Genomic DNA, 17,071 nt, shown 5'->3' on the forward strand with positions numbered 1-17,071 from the left:
CCTCGGGATCTCAGCGGCGGTAGGTGGAGAGGAACAGGTCGACGGCGGTCTCGGTCAGCCGGCTGAAGGCGCCGTCCTCGTAGGGGACGCCGGGTTCGTTCGCCAGCTGCTGGGAGATCAGGCCCGAGAGGACGACGGTGTAGAGCCGCAGGGCCTCGTCGGTGCCGGCGTCCGGCGAGAGCTGGCCGAGCCGCACCGCCTCGGCGAACTCGTCGCGGGCGAACTCCATGTCGCGGACGCTGAGCGCGAAGCTCTCGGGAGACGGCTCGAATCCGGGCACCGGCCGCCAGTGCAGCAGCTGGGCGAGCGCGGGATTCTCCACCGACCAGCGGACGACGCCGACCGTCGCGGCCCGGATCCGCGGGATCCCGCGCGGCAGGCGTTCGACGTCGGGGTAGAAGAAGTCCTGCTGGGTGCGGATGCCGTGGGCGAAGAGGGCGTCGTAGAGCGCGTGCAGCGACGGGAAGTACTTGTAGAGGGACGGCCCGCGCATGCCCATGCGGCGGGCGACCTCCGAGATGCTCAGCGCCCCGACGCCCTGCTCGCTCATGATCGCGATCGCGTGCTCGACGGCCTCGTCGATCACGGCGGCGCGACGGCGTTCGACCCGGGAGCGCACGCTTGACTCCGTAGCCATGGCTAGAGGGTGTAGCCAAACGGCGGATCGGTCAAGGGGTGATGTCCCGGCGACTCAGTCGGGCTGCGCGTTCTCGACGAGCTGGCCGAGCAGCCGCCGCAGGTCCGCGACGTCGTCCTCGCCCAGGCCGGCCCGCAGCCGCCCGTCGAAGGACGACGCCGCTCGGCGCAGCCGCAGGAACAACCGCTCGCCGGCGTCGGTCAGCCGCACCTGCTGCACCCGTCGGTTCGACGGCCCCCGATCGCGGGTGACCAGCCCCGCGCGCTCCAGGGCGTCGAGGTGGTGGACCAGCGTCGGCTGCCGGACGCCGACCGCCTCGGCGAGTTCGCGCTGCGTGGCGTGCGGGCCGTCCGACAGTGCCAGCAGCACCAGCCAGGTAGGGGTGGAGCCACCCGCCGCCACCAGCGTGTCCTCGAACGCCCGGCTCAGCTCGCGGGCTGCGCGTGTGACGAAAAGGCCGAGGGAGTCGTCCGCGGACTGCACGACGGCGATCTTAGGCATCTAACGATTAGACGTCTAACATCGCAGCGACGTGCGGCGCGGTGTGACGAAAAAGCAGGTCAGGGGAGGCGCGCGGCGAGTTCGCGGGCGAGGTCGACCGCCGCCGGCTCGAGCGGATCGGCGCCGCCGGCCACCCGCAGCAGGGTGACCAGCGGTCCGGCGACGGCGGGGGAGAGCGCGGTGATCCACGCGGCGGTCCGGGCGCGGGCCTCCGCGACGTGCTCCGTCCCGCCGTCGGCGCCGTGGGCCACGACCTCCGGCCGGCTGGCCAGCAGACCGGCCGACCGCCAGTCGCCGCCCGTCGTCCGGTCGGCGAGGGCCTCCAGTCGGTCGGCCACGGAACGGATCAGCGCACGGTCGTCCATGAGGCCCATCCTGCCGGGACGGCCGGGAGACCCCACGGGTCAGGCGGGGTCGCGGCGCATCGGGACGTGCGGGATGCCGTCCTCGACGTAGCCCGGTCCGCTGCGGCGGAAGCCGAAGCGCGCGTACCAGTCCTCGAGATGGGCCTGGGCGCCGAGCGTGATCGGCACGTCGCCGCACAGGGCGATGCCCTCGTCCAGCAGTTGGGCGGCCAGCCCGCGGCCGCGGTACCCGGCCGCCGTGGCGACCCGGCCGATCGCGCGGGTTCCGCCGTCGTCGAGCACGCGGATGGTGGCCGCCACCGTGCCGTCGCCGTCCTCGAACCAGAGGTGCTCGGTCGCGGGCTCGACGTCCCGTCCGTCGAGCTCCGGGTACGGGCACTCCTGCTCGACCACGAAGACGTCCACCCGGAGCCGGCACAGCCCGTACACCTCGAACGGGGTCAGCTCCGCGAACCGGGCCCTGCGCAGACGAAGCGGGACAGCGGCAGGGTCCTCGGTCACCAGGCAGTTGTAACCGACGTCTCCCGCGCCGGTGACCCCGGGCTGTTCCCTCCGCGGCGGCAGCGCGCAGAATGGTTAGGTATACCTTGCCTATCCAACGGCAGCCCACCTTCGGAGGACCCCCGCGTGACCAAGCTCGGCCGCACGACCGCCGGCCTCGTCTCCGCGCTCGGCGTCGTCGCCGGGCTGACGGCGTGCGGCTCCGACAGCGACGTCCTCACCGTCTACAGCGCTCAGCACGAGAGCCTGGTCCGCACGATGCTCGAGGGCTTCACCGAGGAGACCGGCATCGAGCTGGAGTTCCGCGACGCCAACGACTCCGAGCTGGCCAACCAGATCGTCGAGGAGGGCGAGGCGTCGCCGGCCGACGTCTTCCTCACCGAGAACAGCCCCGCGATCGACGTCGTCGACGAGGCCGGGCTGCTCGCCCCCCTGGACGACGCGACGCTGGAGCAGGTCGACGAGGCCTACCGCCCCTCGTCGGGCACCTGGGTGGGCTTCGCCGCGCGGTCGACCGTCCTGATCTACAACCCGGCGGAGGTGGCCGACGACGAGCTGCCCGCCTCGATGCTCGACCTCGCCGACCCCGAGTGGGCGGGCCGGGTCGGCATCGCCGCCGGTGGGGCGGACTTCCAGGCGATCGTCAGCGCGGTGCTCGAACTCGAGGGCGAGGACGCCACCCGGGAGTGGCTCACCGGCCTCGCGGAGAACGCCGAGATCTACTCGAGCAATACCGCGGTGATGAAGGCCGTCGACGAGGCGGAGGTCCCGGTCGGCATCACGTACCACTACTACTGGTACCGCGACCAGGCCCAGAACGGCCTCATCGGCGACGACGCCGAGCTGCACTACTTCGGCAACGAGGACCCAGGCGCATTCATCAGCGTCTCCGGCGCCGGGGTGCTCGCCTCCTCCGACCAGGCCGAGGACGCCCAGCGACTGGTCGAGTACCTGACCGGCCCGGAGGCCCAGCAGCGGCTGGCCGAGAGCAGCGCGCTCGAGTACGCCGTCGGCACCGGGGTCGACTCCGCCGACGCGCTGCCCCCGCTGGCCGAGCTCGGGGCGCCGGTCGTCGACCCCGGCGCGCTCAACGCGCCGCTGGTCACCGAGCTCATGCAGGAAGTGGGCCTGCTCTGACCACCCCGACGCTCGCGACCCCGGGCACCGCCGCACCGGCGGCCCGGGGTCCCCGCGCGTCCGGGCCGCGGCTGCGGCGCTCGCCGGTCACCCTCGCGCTGGCGGTCTGCGTCGCGGCGCTGGCCCTGCTGCCGCTGGGCTACATCGCCTCCTCGACGGTCGACGTCGGCTGGGCGGGCGTGCAGGAGCTGGTGTTCCGGCCGCGGGTGGCGGAGCTGCTGTGGAACACGACGCGGCTGGCGCTGGGCACCGTCGTCGTCTGCGGGGTGCTCGGCGTCGGGGCCGCGTGGCTGGTGGAGCGCTCGAACGTGCCCTTCCGCCGGGCCTGGCACGTGCTGCTGGTCGCGCCGCTGGCGGTGCCGGCGTTCGTCAACAGCTACGCGTGGATCTCGCTGCTGCCCGGCGTCGACACCTACGCCGGCGCGCTGCTGGTCGTCTCGCTGTCGTACTTCCCGTTCGTGTACCTGCCGGTGGCCGCCGCCTTCCGCGGGCTGGACCCCGCGCTGGAGGACACCGCTCGCGGGCTGGGCCTGTCCAGCTGGTCGGTCTTCCTCCGGGTCCAGCTGCCCCAGCTGCGCGTCGCGCTGCTCGGCGGCAGCCTGCTGGTGGCGCTGCACCTGCTGGCCGAGTTCGGCGCGCTGCAGATGCTGCGCTACCCGACCTTCACCACCGCGATCTACGACCAGTACCGGGCCACCTTCAACGGGCCCGGCGCGACGATGCTGGCCGGCGTCCTCGTGCTGCTGTGCCTGGTGCTGCTGCTGGCCGAGATCCGGCTGCGCGGGCGGCGCGGCTACGCCCGCACCGGTCGCGGCGCCTCGCGCCCGCCGCGCCCCGTCGTCCTGGGCGGGCTGACCGTGCCGGCGCTCGCCGGGCTGGCCGCCGTCGTCGTCCTCGCCTTGGCCGTGCCGCTGGGCAGCCTCGCGTACTGGATGGTCGCCGGCGCCTCGACCGCCTTCGACGCCGGCGCGCTGGCCACCACCACCGGGACGACCCTGGGGCTGGCCGCCGTCGCGGCTGCGGTGACCGTGGCCATGGCGCTGCCCACCGGCTGGCTCGCCGTCCGTGCCCGCGGCCGGGTGTCCACCCTGCTGGAGCGGGCGACCTACCTGGGCAGCTCGGTGCCGGGCATCGTCGTCGCCCTCGCGCTGGTCACCCTGAGCATCCGGGCCACGCCGTGGCTCTACCAGACCGTCCCGGTGCTGCTCGCCGCCTACGCGATCCTGTTCCTGCCGCGAGCGATCGTGACCGTGCGCGCGGCGGTCGAGCAGTCGCCGCGGCTCTACGACGACGTCGCGGCCTCGCTCGGCTCGTCCGCCCCCGACCGGCTGCGCCGGGTGACGCTCCCGCTGCTGGCCCCCGGCATCGGTGCGGGCGCGGCGCTGGTCTTCCTCGCCGTGGTCACCGAGCTCACCGCGACGCTGCTCCTGGCCCCCACCGGGACGACGACGCTGGCCACGGCGTTCTGGTCGGCGAGCAGCGCCCTGGAGTGGGGAGCTGCCGCCCCGTACGCGGTGGTCATGGTGCTGCTCAGCGCACCGGCTACCGTGCTGTTGTCCCGCGATGCCCGACGAGGTCTGACGACATGAGCTCCCTGACCGTGAAGGACTGTCCTCCCCACCGCGACTTCCGAGGGAACCGCCTCCCATGAGCGCGCTGGCTCTCCAGGGCATTACCAAGTCCTTCGGCACCACCCCGGTGCTCACCGGGGTGGATCTGCACGTCCCGGTCGGGAGCCTGACCGCCCTGCTCGGCCCGTCCGGTTGTGGCAAGACGACGCTGCTGCGGGTCATCGCCGGCTTCGACGACCCCGACACCGGCACGGTCACCGTGGGGGAGCGGCTGGTCGCCGGCCCCGGCCGCAGCGTGCCGGCCCGCCGGCGGGACATCGGCTTCGTGCCCCAGGAGGGCGGGCTGTTCCCGCACCTGAGCGTCGCCGGGAACGTCACCTTCGGCCTGCCCCGGCGGCTGCGCCGCGACGCGGGCCGGGTCCGCGAGCTGCTCGCCCTCGTCGGCCTGGACGGCGACCTCGCCGACCGGGCCCCGCACCAGCTCTCCGGCGGCCAGCAGCAGCGCGTGGCCCTGGCCCGCGCCCTGGCCCCGGAGCCGTCGGTCGTGCTGCTCGACGAGCCGTTCTCCTCCCTCGACGCCACCCTGCGCGAGGAGACCCGGCAGGCCGTCGCCGCGGCGCTCACCGCGACCGGGGCCACCGCCGTGCTGGTCACCCACGACCAGGCCGAGGCGCTGTCGATGGCCGACCAGGTGGCCGTGCTCCGCGGGGGCCGGCTGGTGCAGCTGACCGACCCGCGCACCCTCTACCGGCACCCGGCCGACCTCGACGTGGCTACCTTCGTCGGCGAGTCCGTCGTGCTCGAGGCCGACGTCCGCGACGGTCGGGCGCACAGCATCCTGGGCGAGCTCGCCCTCGACGGCGCCGCGTCCGACGGCCCGGCGCGCGTGCTGCTGCGCCCGGAGCAGCTCCGGCTCGGCGCCCCCACCGGAGCGGTGCCGCAGGCCCGCGTCCGCAGCGTCGACTTCTACGGCCACGACTCCCGTGTCTGGCTGGACCTGCCCGGCGGTGCCACCGTGATCGCCCGCCTGGAAGGCGCCGAGCTGCCCCTGGTCGGTCAGGACGTCGGGATCACCGTCGTCGGCCGGGCCCTGCCGTTCCCCGCCGTGCCGGGTGCGGCGCTGTCGGGCGCCGTGGCCCTGAGCGCCGGCACGGAGATGGACGCGGTCCCGGCCGAGTCGGTCTGACACGCCCGCGCACCCCCCGCCCGCGCGGTCGAGTTAGGGAAGCCTAAGCTCGCCTGCGTGGACCTGTTCCTCTTCACCGTCGACCCGTCCTGGGGGCGCGACGTCGTCGCTGCCGGGGCGGCCGGGATCGTCGTCGACTGGGAGCGCCGCGGCAAGGCGCGCCGCCAGCAGGGTGAGGGGACCCAGATCAACTCCGACACCCTCGAGGACCTGGTTCGGATGCGGGCGGCCGCCCCCGGCCGGCTGCTCTGCCGGATCAACGGGTTCGGGCCGTGGACCAGGGGCGAGGTCGACGACGCCGTCGCCGCCGGGGCCGACGAGATCCTCCTGCCGATGGTCCGCTCCGCCGACGAGGTGGACCGCACCCTCGACTCGGTCGCCGGTCGCTGCGGCCTGGGCATCCTGATCGAGACCCAGGACGCCGTCGACCGGGCCGCCGACCTGGCCCGGCGGCCGCTGTCCCGCATCTACGTCGGGCTCAACGACCTGCGCATCGACCGGCGCTCGACCGAGCTGTTCCGGCCCCTCGTCGACGGCACGGTCGAGGCGGTGCGCGCCGTCGTCCACCAGCCGTTCGGCGTCGCCGGCATGACCCTGCCCGGCGGCGGGTTCCCGGTGCCCAGCGACCTGCTGGCCGCCGAACTGGTCCGCACCGGCGCGGAGTTCACCTTCCTGCGTCGTGCCTTCACCGCCGACATCGCCGGCCGCGACCCGTTCGTCGAGGTGCCGCGGCTGCTGGCGAGCCTCGACCGGCTGCGCTGCGCCGGGGCAGCGGAGGTCGCCGAGCGTCGCGCCGACTTCGTCGCTGCGGTGACCGGTGCGGCCGTCCGGCCCGCCCTGGCCGCCGTCGGCCCGCCGGCCACCCGCTCGGCGTAGTGGCTGTGCGCGCCCTGGTCACCGGCGCCGGCGGCTTCGTCGGCCGGCACCTCGTCGACCGGCTGCGCCGCGACGGCTGGGACGTCGTCGGGCTGACCCGCCGCGCCGTGGACCTCGCCGACCCGGTCGCCGGCGCGGCGGCCGTCCGGGCCGCCGATCCCGACGTCGTGTTCTCCCTCGCCGCGGGCCGCGCCAAGGCCACCCCCGCCGAGCGGGCGGCCACGATCGCGGTCAACACCAGCCCGTGGCTGGTCGACGCCCTGCCCGACCGCTGCCGGGCGGTCGTGCGGCTCGGCTCCTCCACCGAGTACGCGGCGTCGCCGCGGCCGCTCGCGGAGGACGCCGCCCTCGAGCCGCGGGGCTTCTTCGGCGCGACCAAGGCCGCGGGCTCCCTGCTGCTCCGGGCGACCGCGGCCGAGCGCGGGATCCGGTCCGCCGTGCTGCGGGCCTTCCAGGTCTACGGTCCCGGCGACCACGCCACCCGGCTGGTGCCGGTCGTGCTCGCGGCCGCCCGCGCCGGGACGGCGGTGCCCCTGCCGGCGCGGCTGAGCCGGCGGGACTGGGTGTGGGTCGGCGACGTCGTCGACGCGTGCGTGCGCGCCGCCGTCGACGACGCGCTGCCGCCGGGTGTGGTGCTCAACATCGGCACCGGCGTGCAGACCAGCACCGAGGAGCTCGTCGCGACCGCCTCGCGGGTGGTCGGCCGGCCGATCGCCACCGTGCCCGGCGCCCACCCGGGGCGCGACTGGGACACCGCCGACTGGGTGTGCGACCCCGCCGCCGCTCGCGACCTGCTCGGCTGGTCGCCGACCGTCGACCTGGCCGAGGGGCTCGCACGCACCTGGGCGGCGCTGTGACCGGCGCTGGGACCGTCACCGTCGCCGTGGTCGTGCCCGTGTACGGCAACGAGGCCACGCTGCGGCCGCTGTCGGCCCGGCTGGCCGCGGCCCTCGCCGGCTGCGACTGGCGGCTGCGGCTGGTCGTCGACGCCTCCCCGGACGGCAGCGCCGCGGTCGCCCGCGAGCTCGCGGCCTCCGACGGCCGGATCGCCGTGACCGAGCTGAGCGCGAACGTCGGCCAGCACGCCGCGCTCGCCCGCGGCCTGGCCGACGAGCCCGACGCCGACGCGTGGGTGTGCCTCGACGCCGACCTCCAGGACCCGCCCGAGGCGCTGCCCGTGCTGCTCGACCGGCTGGCCGGCGGGGACGTCGACGCCGTGTTCGCCGGGCGCCGCGGGGCCTACGAGTCGCTCGGGCGGCGGCTGACCGGCACCCTGCACCGTCGGGTCGCGGCCCGGCTGACCGGCCTGCCCGCCGACGCCGGCGCCTTCCTGGCGATGGGACCCGCGGTGCGCAGCGCGGTCCTGGCCGCCATGGACGACGGCGCCCCGAGCGTCGTGCTCGCCGTCGGCCGGGCCGGCCGGCCGGTCACCAGCGTCCCGGTGCCCCGGGACCGGCGCACCGAGGGCACCTCGGCCTGGACCCGGCGGGCCCGGCTGCGTCAGTCGGTGCGGTCGCTGCGCTGGGCCGCCCGCCGCTGAGAGTCACCTCTCCCAGAGCTGGATCACCAGGTCGGTCTTGCCGCCCCAGAAGCTCTCCTGGTCGACCATGCGCAGCCCCGCGCCGCGGAGGATCGCGTCGTCGTCGGTCGGCTCGGGCTCGCCGTCGAACAGGCGGCGGACCAGCCACACCCGGTCGGCGCCGTCCGGGGCGTCGTCGGGCGGCAGGACCAGGTCGGCCCGCAGGTCCGGCGCGAGCAGCCGCACGTAGTGGTCCAGTGCGGTCGCGGAGCGCTGGTCGGCGGCCACGACCGGTTCCCCGGCCCGCTGCACCTCGACCAGCCGCGCGACGACGTCGTCACCGCGTTCCCGCGGGCCGCGCTCGGCCAGCGGCTGCGCGGCCAGCAGGCTGAACCCCACGAGGAGGGCGGCCGCCGGCACGCGGAGGAAGCGGGGGAGCGTCATCGCCCCGGCGGCGGCGAGCACGCCGAGGCCCAGCAACCCGGCGAGCAGGTACCGCGGCAGGTAGACCGGGCGGGCGAGCTCGGCGAGGGTCAGCAGCGCCAGCGGCACGAGCACCCACGCGGCGCCGACCACCCGCACGCCGCGCGCCCGCAGCGCGCCCAGCAGCGCCAGCGCCACGGTGACCGCGAGCAGCGGCGTCAACCCGGCCGACCACGCCTCGACCGCCAGGCCCGTGAGCCGGCCCCCGGTGTCCTTCAGGTGCTCGGCGTTGCGCGCGCCGGTGCCGTTGAGCACGGCCAGCGCGACGAAACCGAGCGCCGGCAGGGCCGCGACGGCCCCCACGACGGCGATCGGCACGGCCCGTCGACCGCGCAGCATCAGGGCGGCGACGACGAACGCCGCGAGCACGGTGAGCGCGTACCAGTGCGCCAGGCCCGTGCCGGCGCCGGCCAGGCCGAACAGGACGAGGCCGCGCGGTGCCTCCTGCAGCCAGCGGGCCAGACCCAGCGCCGCGCCGCCGGTGGCGAGCACCGCCAGGCCGTAGCTGCGCGCCTCGACGGCCTGCTCCAGCAGCAGCGGGCTGACGGCGAGGACGGTCCCGGCCAGGACGCCGCTCGCCCGACCGGCCAGCCGGGCGACCGCCCGCGTGATCAGCGCCAGGCCGCCGGCCGTCGCCAGCAGCGAGAGCACCCGCAGCGCGGTGTCCCCGCCGAGGCCGGGCAGCGACGTCCACAGGTGCGCCACGAGGTAGTACGGCGCGTTGTACGAGGGCGGCACGCCGTCGAGGTACGGCGCGGTCCCGTCGCCGGTGGCGATCGCGCGCAGGATGTCGCCCAGCGGCAGCCGGGCCACCTCGGCGGTGAACAGCTCGTCGAACCACAGCGCGTGGCCGGGGCGCAGCAGCACGATGCCCAGCGCCACGACCAGCAGCGGCGGGAGCAGCTCGACCGGCGACCAACGGCCGGTGCGCGGCGCGCTCGGTGCCGACGGCGGCACCGGGGCGGTCGCCGTCGTCGTCACGTACCGAAGGTTAGGCGACCCTTCGTCCGGGGCGGCTCACCGCTGGGTGTCGTCCCCGTCGGGGAGCGGGTCCTGGCGGCCGCGCGCGCGGTGCCAGAAGGGGACGGCGATCCACCACCAGGCCAGCAGCAGGCCGACACCACCGGCGGTGAGCCACGCCTGCGTCCGGGAGAACAGGACGTCGACGACGAGCAGGAGGGCCGAGCAGATGGCGACGGCCAGGACCACGAGGCCGGCGAAGGCCGAGCGGTGGCTGCGCGCGAGCAGCTTCTCCTTCTCGTGCGCCCGGAAGAGCACGCGGTGCTGGGCGGCCGGCGCGATCAGCAGCCCCGAGGCGACGGCGGAGGCGAGCAGCGCGACGAAGTAGACGTCGAGCTGGAACGTCGTGAGGTTCCTGGCCGTCTGCTGGAACGGGACGATCAGCAGGAACGCGAACAGGAACTGCACGCCGGGGAGGGCGACCCGCAGCTCGTTGAGCAGCTCGATGAGCTCGCGGTCGATGCGCTCCTTGCGCGTCTCCTGCCCGCTGCTGTGCCCGGACCGCTCTGCCGCCGCGCTCATCCGTCGTCCCTCCGATGCCGACCGTGGGCTGGGGACTGTATGCCCCGCGGGAGGGCCGGACGCACGGCGACACGGCCGGGAAGGGCCGCGCGAAACGCGGATTCAGGTGCCGTAGCGCAGCGCCGCCCGCTCGCGGGCCTTGGCGGCCTCGATCTCGCGGTCCTTCGGCGGCGCGGTCGTCACCAGGGCGTCGAGCAGCCGGCTCGAGGCCGCGGCCACCTCGGCGACCGCCCGGTCGAACGCCTCGGCGTTGGTCCGGGACGGCTTCGTGGCGCCGCTGATCTTGCGGACGTACTGGAGCGCCGCGGCCTGGATCTCGTCGTCCGTGGCCGGTGGCTCGAAGTTCGACAGGGGGCGGATGTTCCGGCACATGCGCTGCAGCCTAGGAGCCGGCCCCGACACGCGGCGGGTCCCGGACAGCGGCGCCGTCCGGGACCCGGGGAGCGTGTCGTCAGGCGACCGGTGCGGCCACGTCGAAGCCCGCGCGGTCGATGCGGCGGTGGTAGCGGGTGCCCAGCTTCCCGCCGAGCAGCGCGCCGACCAGCGTGACGACCAGGATGGCGACCAGCGTGATGATGCCCGCGGTGGTCGCGGTGCCCTCGTCGATCGGGATGCGCGGCAGGTTCAGCTGCTGCAGAACGTTGTACTGCGAGCCCAGGATGGCCCCCGCCGCCGCGAGCACCAGCACGACGAGCAGCCCGATCACCCACACGGCGACGCCCTGCCGGGCGCCGTCGAAACGGGCCATCCGGCCGGCCACGTACCCGCCGGCGAGGTAGGCCAGGAACAGCACGACGAGGACGGCGATGCCCCCGCCCAGCCCCAGGGTCTCCACCTGCTCGGCGGCCTCGTCGGCGGTGTCAACCCCCTGGGCCAGGCCGAGCGCGACGCCCGCGGCCGACAGGATCGCGACGAGGATGACCGCGAGGCCGTTGGCGGTCAGCCAGCCGAAGAACGCCGCCCCCCACTTGATGCCGCCGAAGCGGGCGCGCTGGACGTCGACGGCGTCTCGGGCCGCCCCGCGGGTCGCGCGGGCGCCGCCCGCGGTCTGCACCACGGTCGCGTCGTGGTCGTGCTGGGTGTGGTCGGTGCCGGCCATGGGAGGCCCTCCTCCGTGCGGTGGTCCGCAGTGATCCCCCGGACAGTGGACCGGTTGGATGCCCCCAGCGGGTCGGTGCAAACGGATCGCCGGAGGGGTCGCCCGTTCGGGCGACCGGGGGAGGGCACGGGATGACGGTGCTGCTGGTCGACGTGGCCAACGTGGTCGGCTCCCGCCCCGACGGGTGGTGGCGCGACCGCGCCGGGGCGACCACGCGGATGCTCGCGCGGCTGGCCGCGCTGCCCGGCCGGACCGTCGCCGGCCCGGACGGCCGGTCTCTGGTGATCAGCGGGGTGACCGCGGTCGTCGAGGGGCAGGCGCGGGCGGCCGACGACCCCGGGGGCGTCACCGTGGTGCGGGCCGAGGGGAGCGGCGACGACACCGTCGCCGCGCTCGCGGCCGCGGAGGACCTGCTGGTCGTCACCGCCGACCGCGGCCTGCGCGACCGGCTGCCGGACGGCACCCCCGTCGCCGGGCCCGGCTGGCTGCTGGCCCTCCTGGACGACGGCGGCGCATGACGCTGGACCGGCGCGGGTAGCCGGGGGAGGACGCCGAGCCGAGGCGGGCAGCCGGGCCCGCCGCGCACACCTCCTGAACGGACCCGCATGCCCAGCCTCCCTTCACCCGAGACGGTGCTCATCACCGGCGCGTCCAGCGGCATCGGCCGCGCGACCGCGCTGGAGCTGGCCGGCCGCGGGGCCCGCCTCGTGCTCGTCGCCCGCGGCGCGGAGGCGCTCGAGGAGACCGCCGACCAGGCCCGGGCGGCCGGCGCGGCGGAGGTGCTCGTGCGCCCGGCCGACGTCACCGACGAGGACGCGATCCGGGCGGCCGTCGACGACGCCGTGGCGCGCTTCGGCCGCCTCGACGCCGTCGTCCACGCCGCCCAGGTGATGGCCTACGGGACGATCGAGGAGGTGCCGCGCGAGGTCTTCGAGACCGTCGTCGAGACCGCCGTGCACGGGACCGCCGTGGTGGCCCGCGTCGTCCTGCCGCTGTTCCGGGAGCAGGGCGAGGGGCACCTGCTGGTGGTCAACTCGCTGCTGGGGCAGGTCACGACGCCGCTGATGGGCAGCTACGTCGCGGCCAAGTGGGGGCAGCTGGGGCTGATCCGCGTGCTGCAGCAGGAGACCCGCGACGCCCCGGGGGTCACGGTCTCCGCCATCCAGCCGGGCGGGGTCGACACCCCGATCTACGTCCAGGCCGCGTCCTGGACGGGGAGCACGGGCCGCCCCCCGCCGCCGGTGTACTCGCCGCAGCGGCTGGGACGGCGGATCGTCAGCCTCCTCGACCGCCCCCGGCGGCAGGTGCAGGCCGGGATCTTCAACCCGCTGATCACCGCCGCGTTCCGGCTCGCGCCGGGTCTGTACGACGTCCTCGTCGGCCCGCTGCTGCAGCGGCTGGCCATCGCGGACGACGACGTGCCGCCCACCGAGGGCAACGTCTTCGCCTCCCGGCCGCAGGGCAACCGGACCGAGGGCGGCTGGCGCAGCATCTGAGCTGCCGGAGGTGTCCGGCGGTGGTGGCGTGGTCGCCACCTCGGCCCGCAGCCGGACCGGACCGTCGCTGATGCCGCAGTGGACGGCGAATCCCCCCACCACGAAGGGGACGATCAGCTCGCCGAACTCGGCTGCCAGTTCCGGGACGACGCCGTGGTCGATCAGCTGGAACTGGCTGTGCGAGATGTGGAAGACGGCCTCGTGCGAGGCCTCGGCGGCACCGCTCATCAGCAGACCTGCACAGACGGATCCAGGAACACTGAGTGGCGCTGGTGTATGACGGGTCAACGACCCGGGGCGGCCTGCCGGTCGCGCTGAGCTCGGTCGCGGCGCTGGCCGTCGTCGCCGCCGGGCTGGTCCTGACGCTGGCCGGCGACGATGGTGCGGGTGCCCACCCCGCGCACCGTCGTCACCCCCGTGCCGGTGCCCGGCCGCCGGTGACGGGCGGGTAAGGAGTCGGTTGCATCTCGTCGCCGGGCGTTGCCCGCGACCCGGGAGGGGGCCAGGCTGGCCCCACCCGACCGGCGGGGCCGACGGAAGGCCACCGATGACCGCCGAACCGCGTGCCCGCACCGCGTCCCACCACGCCGGCGTGGAGGCCGAGAACGTCGAAGCCGGCTACCACGCCAAGCGGCAGCTCAAGAGCGGCACCGCGGGCTGGCTGCTGCTCGCCGGGCTCGGGGTGTCCGCGGTCATCTCCGGCGACTACGCCGGGTGGAACTTCGGGCTCGCCGAGGGCGGGTTCGGCGGGCTGCTGATCGCCGTCGTCCTCATGGCGATCATGTACACCGCCATGGTCTTCGGGCTGGCCGAGCTCGGCTCGGCGCTGCCGACCGCCGGCGGCGGTTACACCTTCGCCCGCAGGGCGCTGGGCCCCTGGGGCGGCTACGCCACCGGCGTCGCGGTGCTCATCGAGTACGCGATCGCACCGGCCGCGATCGCCACCTTCATCGGCGCGTACGTGGAGTCGCTCGGCCTGTTCGGCATCACCGACGGGTGGTGGGTGTACCTGGCGGCGTACGCGCTGTTCATCGGCATCCACCTCATGGGCGTGGGCGAGGCGCTCAAGGCGATGTTCGCCGTCACCGTGGTCGCCCTGCTCGGCCTGGTGGTGTTCCTCGTCGGCGCGATCCCGCAGTTCGACTCGGCCAACCTGCTCGACATCGCGCCCACCGACGCCGCCGGCGCCTCGGACTTCCTGCCGTACGGCATCCTCGGCATCTGGGCGGCCTTCCCGTTCGCGATCTGGTTCTTCCTCGCCGTCGAGAGCGTCCCGCTGGCGGCCGAGGAGGCCCGGGACCCGGCCCGCGCGATGCCGCGGGGGATCGTCGCGGCCATGGCGGTGCTCGTGGCTCTCGCCGCCCTGATGCTGGTGTTCACCCCGGGCGCGGCCGGGTCGGCGGCGATCGCGGGGTCGGGCAACCCGCCGGTCGACGCCCTCGCCGGTGCCGGGGTGTCCGACGGGCTGACCAGGATCGTCAACTACGCGGGCCTGTTCGGTCTGGTGGCGAGCTTCTTCTCGATCATCTACGCCTACTCCCGGCAGACCTTCGCGCTGTCGCGGGCCGGGTACCTGCCCCGCGCCCTGTCGGTGACCAACAGCCGCAAGGCGCCGATGCTGGCGCTGCTCGTGCCCGGCGCGATCGGCTTCGTGCTGTCGCTGACCGGGCAGGGCGCGATGCTGCTGAACATGGCCGTCTTCGGGGCGACGGTCTCCTACGTGCTGATGATGGTCAGCCACATCGTGCTGCGGCGCCGCGAGCCCGACCTGGAGCGGCCCTACCGCACGCCCGGTGGGGTGGCCACGACCGGTGTGGCGCTGGTGCTGGCCGCCGCCGCCGTCCTCGCCACGTTCCTGGTCGACGTCGAGGCCGCGCTGTGGACCCTGGCCGCCTACGCCGTCTTCCTCGGATACTTCGCCGTCTACAGCCGCCACCACCTCGTCGCCTCCGCTCCGGAGGAGGAGTTCGAGCTGCTGGCCCGGGCGGAGGAGGAGATGGAGTGACCACGCGCCGGGGCACGCTGGGCGGGCACACCTACGAGTTCCCGTCGCTGGTCGAGCTCATGGCGAAGGCCACCCCGGCCCGGTCGGGCGACGTGCTGGCCGGGTGCGCGGCGGAGTCGGCCGCCGAGCGGGTGGCCGCCCAGACCCTGCTCGCCGACCTGCCGCTGGCGACCTTCCTCGAGGAGCAGGTGGTCGACTACGACGAGGACGACGTCACGCGGCTGATCGTCGACACGCACGACGCCGCCGCGTTCGCGCCGGTCGCCTCGCTCACCGTCGGGGAGTTCCGCGACCGGCTCCTGTCGTGGGCGGCGGTGGGGGACGAGGCCGCGATCAGCGGGCTGGCGCCGGGACTGACCCCGGAGATGGTGGCGGCGACGTCGAAGCTGATGCGCAACGCGGACCTGATCGCGGTCGGCCGCCGGACGCGGGTGGTGACGGCGCTGCGCAGCACGCTGGGACTGCCCGGCCGGCTCGCGTCCCGGCTGCAGCCCAACCACCCGACCGACGACCCGCTGGGCGTGACGGCCTCGATCGTCGACGGGCTGCTGCAGGGCTCCGGGGACGCGGTCATCGGCATCAACCCGGCGACCGACTCGCCGGGCCAGACGATCGCGCTGCTGGAGCTGGTCGACGCGGTGATCACCCGCTACGACATCCCCACCCAGTCGTGCGTGCTCGCCCACGTGACGACGACGCTGCGCGCGCTGGAGCAGGGCGCGCCGGTGGACCTCGTCTTCCAGTCGGTCGCCGGCACGCAGGCGGCCAACCGGGGGTTCGGCGTCACCCTCGACCTGCTCGCCGAAGCCCGGGCGGGGGCCCTGGAACTGCGCCGCGGCACGGTGGGCGGCAACGTCACCTACTTCGAGACCGGCCAGGGGTCGGCGCTCTCGGCCGACGCGCACCGTGGGATCGGTGGGCGGCCGGTCGACCAGCAGACCCTCGAGGCGCGCTCCTACGCGGTGGCGCGGCACTTCGAGCCGCTGCTGGTGAACACCGTCGTGGGGTTCATCGGGCCGGAGTACCTCTACGACGGCAAGCAGGTGATCCGCGCGGGCCTGGAGGACCACTTCTGCGGCAAGCTGCTCGGCCTGCCCATGGGCGTGGACGTCTGCTACACCAACCACGCCGAGGTCGACGGCGACGACACCGACACGCTCACCCTGCTGCTCGGGGCGGCGGGCTGTTCGTTCGTCATCGCCGTCCCCGGGTCGGACGACGTGATGCTGCACTACCAGTCGCTGTCGTTCTCCGACGTCCTCACCGCGCGGCAGGTGCTGGGGCTGCGGCCGGCACCGGAGTTCGAGGCGTGGCTGGCCCGCATGGACCTGCTCGACGAGGGCGGGCGGGTGCGCGAGCTGACCCCCGACGCACCCGCCGCGCGGGCCCTGCTCGCGGCGGCGACGTCGTGACCGTTGTCGGCGACGATCCGTGGGCGGTGCTCCGCGCGGCGACCCGGGCCCGGGTGGCGCTGGGCCGCGCCGGCGACGGCCTGCCGACGGCGCGGGAGCTGGAGTTCCGGGCCGCGCACGCCGCCGCCCGCGACGCGGTGCACGACGCGCTGGACGTCGACCTGCTGCGCGCGGCGCTCGCCGGTCTCGAGGTGCTCGAGGTGCACTCGGCGGCTCCCGACCGGGCGACCTACCTGCAGCGGCCCGACCTCGGCCGCCGGCTGGCCGAGGGCACCGACCTGCCCCGGGTCGACGCCGACCTCGGCATCGTGGTCGCCGACGGACTCTCGCCCCGCGCCGTGCACGAGCACGCGGCGGGGGTGGTGACGGCGCTGCGCGAGCGGCTGCCGGGCTGGTCGATGGCGCCGGTGGTGCTCGCGGCGCAGGCCCGCGTCGGGCTGGGCGACGAGGTCGGGGCGGCCCTCGGGGTGCGGGCGGTGGTCGTGCTGATCGGGGAGCGGCCGGGGCTCTCGGCGGCGGACTCGCTCGGCTGCTACCTGACCTGGGACCCGCGGCCCGGCCGGGCGGACTCCGAGCGCAACTGCGTGTCCAACGTGCGCCCGCCGCACGGGCTGTCCTACGAGCAGGCCGGCGACGTCGTGGCCCGCCTGCTCACCGCCGCCCGCGAGCTCGGCGCCTCCGGGGTGGCGCTCAAGGACGAGGGCCCGGCCCTGGAATGAGCAGAGGCCGGGAGCGCAGCGT

Annotated in this window: 20 protein-coding genes; 12 read left to right on the forward strand and 8 right to left on the reverse strand. The window is 75.3% G+C overall.

All coding sequences use genetic code 11. The features are described 5' to 3' along the window. Window positions 1-10: 10 nt before the first annotated feature. From ABD644_RS04910 to ABD644_RS04925, 4 genes are read right to left on the reverse strand one after another with little or no spacing between them, the layout of a single operon-like run. Window positions 11-637, reverse strand: a complete 627-nt coding sequence (locus tag ABD644_RS04910; protein ID WP_344687480.1) for a TetR/AcrR family transcriptional regulator — start codon at window positions 635-637, stop codon at window positions 11-13. A 54-nt stretch (window positions 638-691) separates the two neighbouring features. Then, entirely contained in the window at window positions 692-1,138 is a 447-nt protein-coding gene (locus ABD644_RS04915) for a MarR family winged helix-turn-helix transcriptional regulator (RefSeq protein WP_344687481.1), read from the reverse strand. A 59-nt stretch (window positions 1,139-1,197) separates the two neighbouring features. Continuing rightward, entirely contained in the window at window positions 1,198-1,503 is a 306-nt protein-coding gene (locus ABD644_RS04920; RefSeq protein ID WP_344687482.1) for a hypothetical protein, read from the reverse strand. Window positions 1,504-1,542: 39 nt separating this feature from the next. Further along, a complete protein-coding gene (locus ABD644_RS04925; RefSeq protein WP_344687484.1) occupies window positions 1,543-2,004 on the reverse strand; it encodes a GNAT family N-acetyltransferase in 462 nt (153 codons plus the stop codon). 126 nt (window positions 2,005-2,130) lie between these two features. Here ABD644_RS04925 and ABD644_RS04930 point away from each other — a divergent pair, with 126 nt between their 5' ends. The 6 genes from ABD644_RS04930 (at window position 2,131) to ABD644_RS04955 (ending at window position 8,314) form a co-directional block, all read left to right on the forward strand. Further along, complete coding sequence (locus ABD644_RS04930; protein ID WP_344687485.1) at window positions 2,131-3,141, forward strand: iron ABC transporter substrate-binding protein; 1,011 nt, start codon at window positions 2,131-2,133, stop codon at window positions 3,139-3,141. Window positions 3,142-3,320: 179 nt separating this feature from the next. Further along, window positions 3,321-4,730: an ABC transporter permease gene (locus ABD644_RS04935; protein ID WP_344687486.1), complete on the forward strand. Its 1,410-nt coding sequence runs from the start codon at window positions 3,321-3,323 to the stop codon at window positions 4,728-4,730. Between the two features lie 58 nt (window positions 4,731-4,788). Beyond that, window positions 4,789-5,898, forward strand: coding sequence for an ABC transporter ATP-binding protein (locus ABD644_RS04940; RefSeq protein WP_344687488.1), 1,110 nt, complete (start codon window positions 4,789-4,791; stop codon window positions 5,896-5,898). A 57-nt stretch (window positions 5,899-5,955) separates the two neighbouring features. Beyond that, window positions 5,956-6,774 carry an aldolase gene (locus ABD644_RS04945; protein ID WP_344687489.1) on the forward strand — a complete coding sequence of 273 codons (819 nt, stop codon included), beginning with the start codon at window positions 5,956-5,958 and terminating at the stop codon, window positions 6,772-6,774. Between the two features lie 5 nt (window positions 6,775-6,779). Then, complete coding sequence (locus ABD644_RS04950) at window positions 6,780-7,631, forward strand: NAD-dependent epimerase/dehydratase family protein (RefSeq protein WP_344687490.1); 852 nt, start codon at window positions 6,780-6,782, stop codon at window positions 7,629-7,631. Then, window positions 7,628-8,314, forward strand: a complete 687-nt coding sequence (locus tag ABD644_RS04955) for a glycosyltransferase (RefSeq protein ID WP_344687491.1) — start codon at window positions 7,628-7,630, stop codon at window positions 8,312-8,314. Before ABD644_RS04950 ends, ABD644_RS04955 begins: the two co-directional genes overlap by 4 nt. A gap of 3 nt (window positions 8,315-8,317) precedes the next feature. Here ABD644_RS04955 and ABD644_RS04960 read toward each other — a convergent pair whose 3' ends face one another. The 4 genes from ABD644_RS04960 to ABD644_RS04975 form a co-directional block, all read right to left on the reverse strand. After that, window positions 8,318-9,757: a hypothetical protein gene (locus ABD644_RS04960; protein WP_344687492.1), complete on the reverse strand. Its 1,440-nt coding sequence runs from the start codon at window positions 9,755-9,757 to the stop codon at window positions 8,318-8,320. Window positions 9,758-9,793: 36 nt separating this feature from the next. Next, a complete protein-coding gene (locus tag ABD644_RS04965; RefSeq protein ID WP_344687493.1) occupies window positions 9,794-10,318 on the reverse strand; it encodes a DUF6328 family protein in 525 nt (174 codons plus the stop codon). A gap of 102 nt (window positions 10,319-10,420) precedes the next feature. Further along, entirely contained in the window at window positions 10,421-10,690 is a 270-nt protein-coding gene (locus ABD644_RS04970) for a DUF2277 domain-containing protein (protein WP_344687494.1), read from the reverse strand. A gap of 79 nt (window positions 10,691-10,769) precedes the next feature. Then, window positions 10,770-11,417, reverse strand: a complete 648-nt coding sequence (locus ABD644_RS04975; protein ID WP_344687496.1) for a hypothetical protein — start codon at window positions 11,415-11,417, stop codon at window positions 10,770-10,772. A gap of 131 nt (window positions 11,418-11,548) precedes the next feature. Here ABD644_RS04975 and ABD644_RS04980 point away from each other — a divergent pair, with 131 nt between their 5' ends. From ABD644_RS04980 to eutC, 6 genes are all read left to right on the forward strand, one after another. After that, window positions 11,549-11,935: a hypothetical protein gene (locus ABD644_RS04980; protein ID WP_344687497.1), complete on the forward strand. Its 387-nt coding sequence runs from the start codon at window positions 11,549-11,551 to the stop codon at window positions 11,933-11,935. A gap of 87 nt (window positions 11,936-12,022) precedes the next feature. Next, entirely contained in the window at window positions 12,023-12,913 is an 891-nt protein-coding gene (locus ABD644_RS04985) for an SDR family NAD(P)-dependent oxidoreductase (RefSeq protein WP_344687498.1), read from the forward strand. Between the two features lie 263 nt (window positions 12,914-13,176). Then, window positions 13,177-13,365, forward strand: a complete 189-nt coding sequence (locus ABD644_RS04990; protein WP_344687499.1) for a hypothetical protein — start codon at window positions 13,177-13,179, stop codon at window positions 13,363-13,365. Window positions 13,366-13,460: 95 nt separating this feature from the next. Continuing rightward, window positions 13,461-14,918, forward strand: a complete 1,458-nt coding sequence (gene eat, locus ABD644_RS04995; protein WP_344687500.1) for an ethanolamine permease — start codon at window positions 13,461-13,463, stop codon at window positions 14,916-14,918. Then, complete coding sequence (locus ABD644_RS05000) at window positions 14,915-16,330, forward strand: ethanolamine ammonia-lyase subunit EutB (RefSeq protein WP_344687502.1); 1,416 nt, start codon at window positions 14,915-14,917, stop codon at window positions 16,328-16,330. The genes eat and ABD644_RS05000 overlap by 4 nt, the downstream gene beginning before the upstream one ends. Further along, on the forward strand, window positions 16,327-17,049 hold the full coding sequence (gene eutC, locus ABD644_RS05005) for an ethanolamine ammonia-lyase subunit EutC (protein ID WP_344687503.1): 723 nt from the start codon (window positions 16,327-16,329) through the stop codon (window positions 17,047-17,049). The genes ABD644_RS05000 and eutC overlap by 4 nt, the downstream gene beginning before the upstream one ends. Window positions 17,050-17,071: the final 22 nt, after the last annotated feature.

The sequence above is a fragment of the Blastococcus jejuensis genome (genome assembly GCF_039534705.1).
In the GTDB taxonomy this organism is placed as follows: Bacteria; Actinomycetota; Actinomycetes; order Mycobacteriales; family Geodermatophilaceae; genus Blastococcus_B; species Blastococcus_B jejuensis.

Coding starts and splice junctions, on each gene's coding strand:
- ABD644_RS04985 (WP_344687498.1), top strand. CDS start 12,023: ATGCCCAGCCTCCCTTCACCCGAGACGGTGCTCATCACCGGCGCGTCC.
- ABD644_RS04970 (WP_344687494.1), bottom strand. CDS start 10,690: ATGTGCCGGAACATCCGCCCCCTGTCGAACTTCGAGCCACCGGCCACG.
- ABD644_RS04980 (WP_344687497.1), top strand. CDS start 11,549: ATGACGGTGCTGCTGGTCGACGTGGCCAACGTGGTCGGCTCCCGCCCC.
- eat (WP_344687500.1), top strand. CDS start 13,461: ATGACCGCCGAACCGCGTGCCCGCACCGCGTCCCACCACGCCGGCGTG.
- ABD644_RS04910 (WP_344687480.1), bottom strand. CDS start 637: ATGGCTACGGAGTCAAGCGTGCGCTCCCGGGTCGAACGCCGTCGCGCC.
- ABD644_RS04940 (WP_344687488.1), top strand. CDS start 4,789: ATGAGCGCGCTGGCTCTCCAGGGCATTACCAAGTCCTTCGGCACCACC.
- ABD644_RS04915 (WP_344687481.1), bottom strand. CDS start 1,138: ATGCCTAAGATCGCCGTCGTGCAGTCCGCGGACGACTCCCTCGGCCTT.
- ABD644_RS04975 (WP_344687496.1), bottom strand. CDS start 11,417: ATGGCCGGCACCGACCACACCCAGCACGACCACGACGCGACCGTGGTG.
- ABD644_RS04965 (WP_344687493.1), bottom strand. CDS start 10,318: ATGAGCGCGGCGGCAGAGCGGTCCGGGCACAGCAGCGGGCAGGAGACG.
- ABD644_RS04920 (WP_344687482.1), bottom strand. CDS start 1,503: ATGGACGACCGTGCGCTGATCCGTTCCGTGGCCGACCGACTGGAGGCC.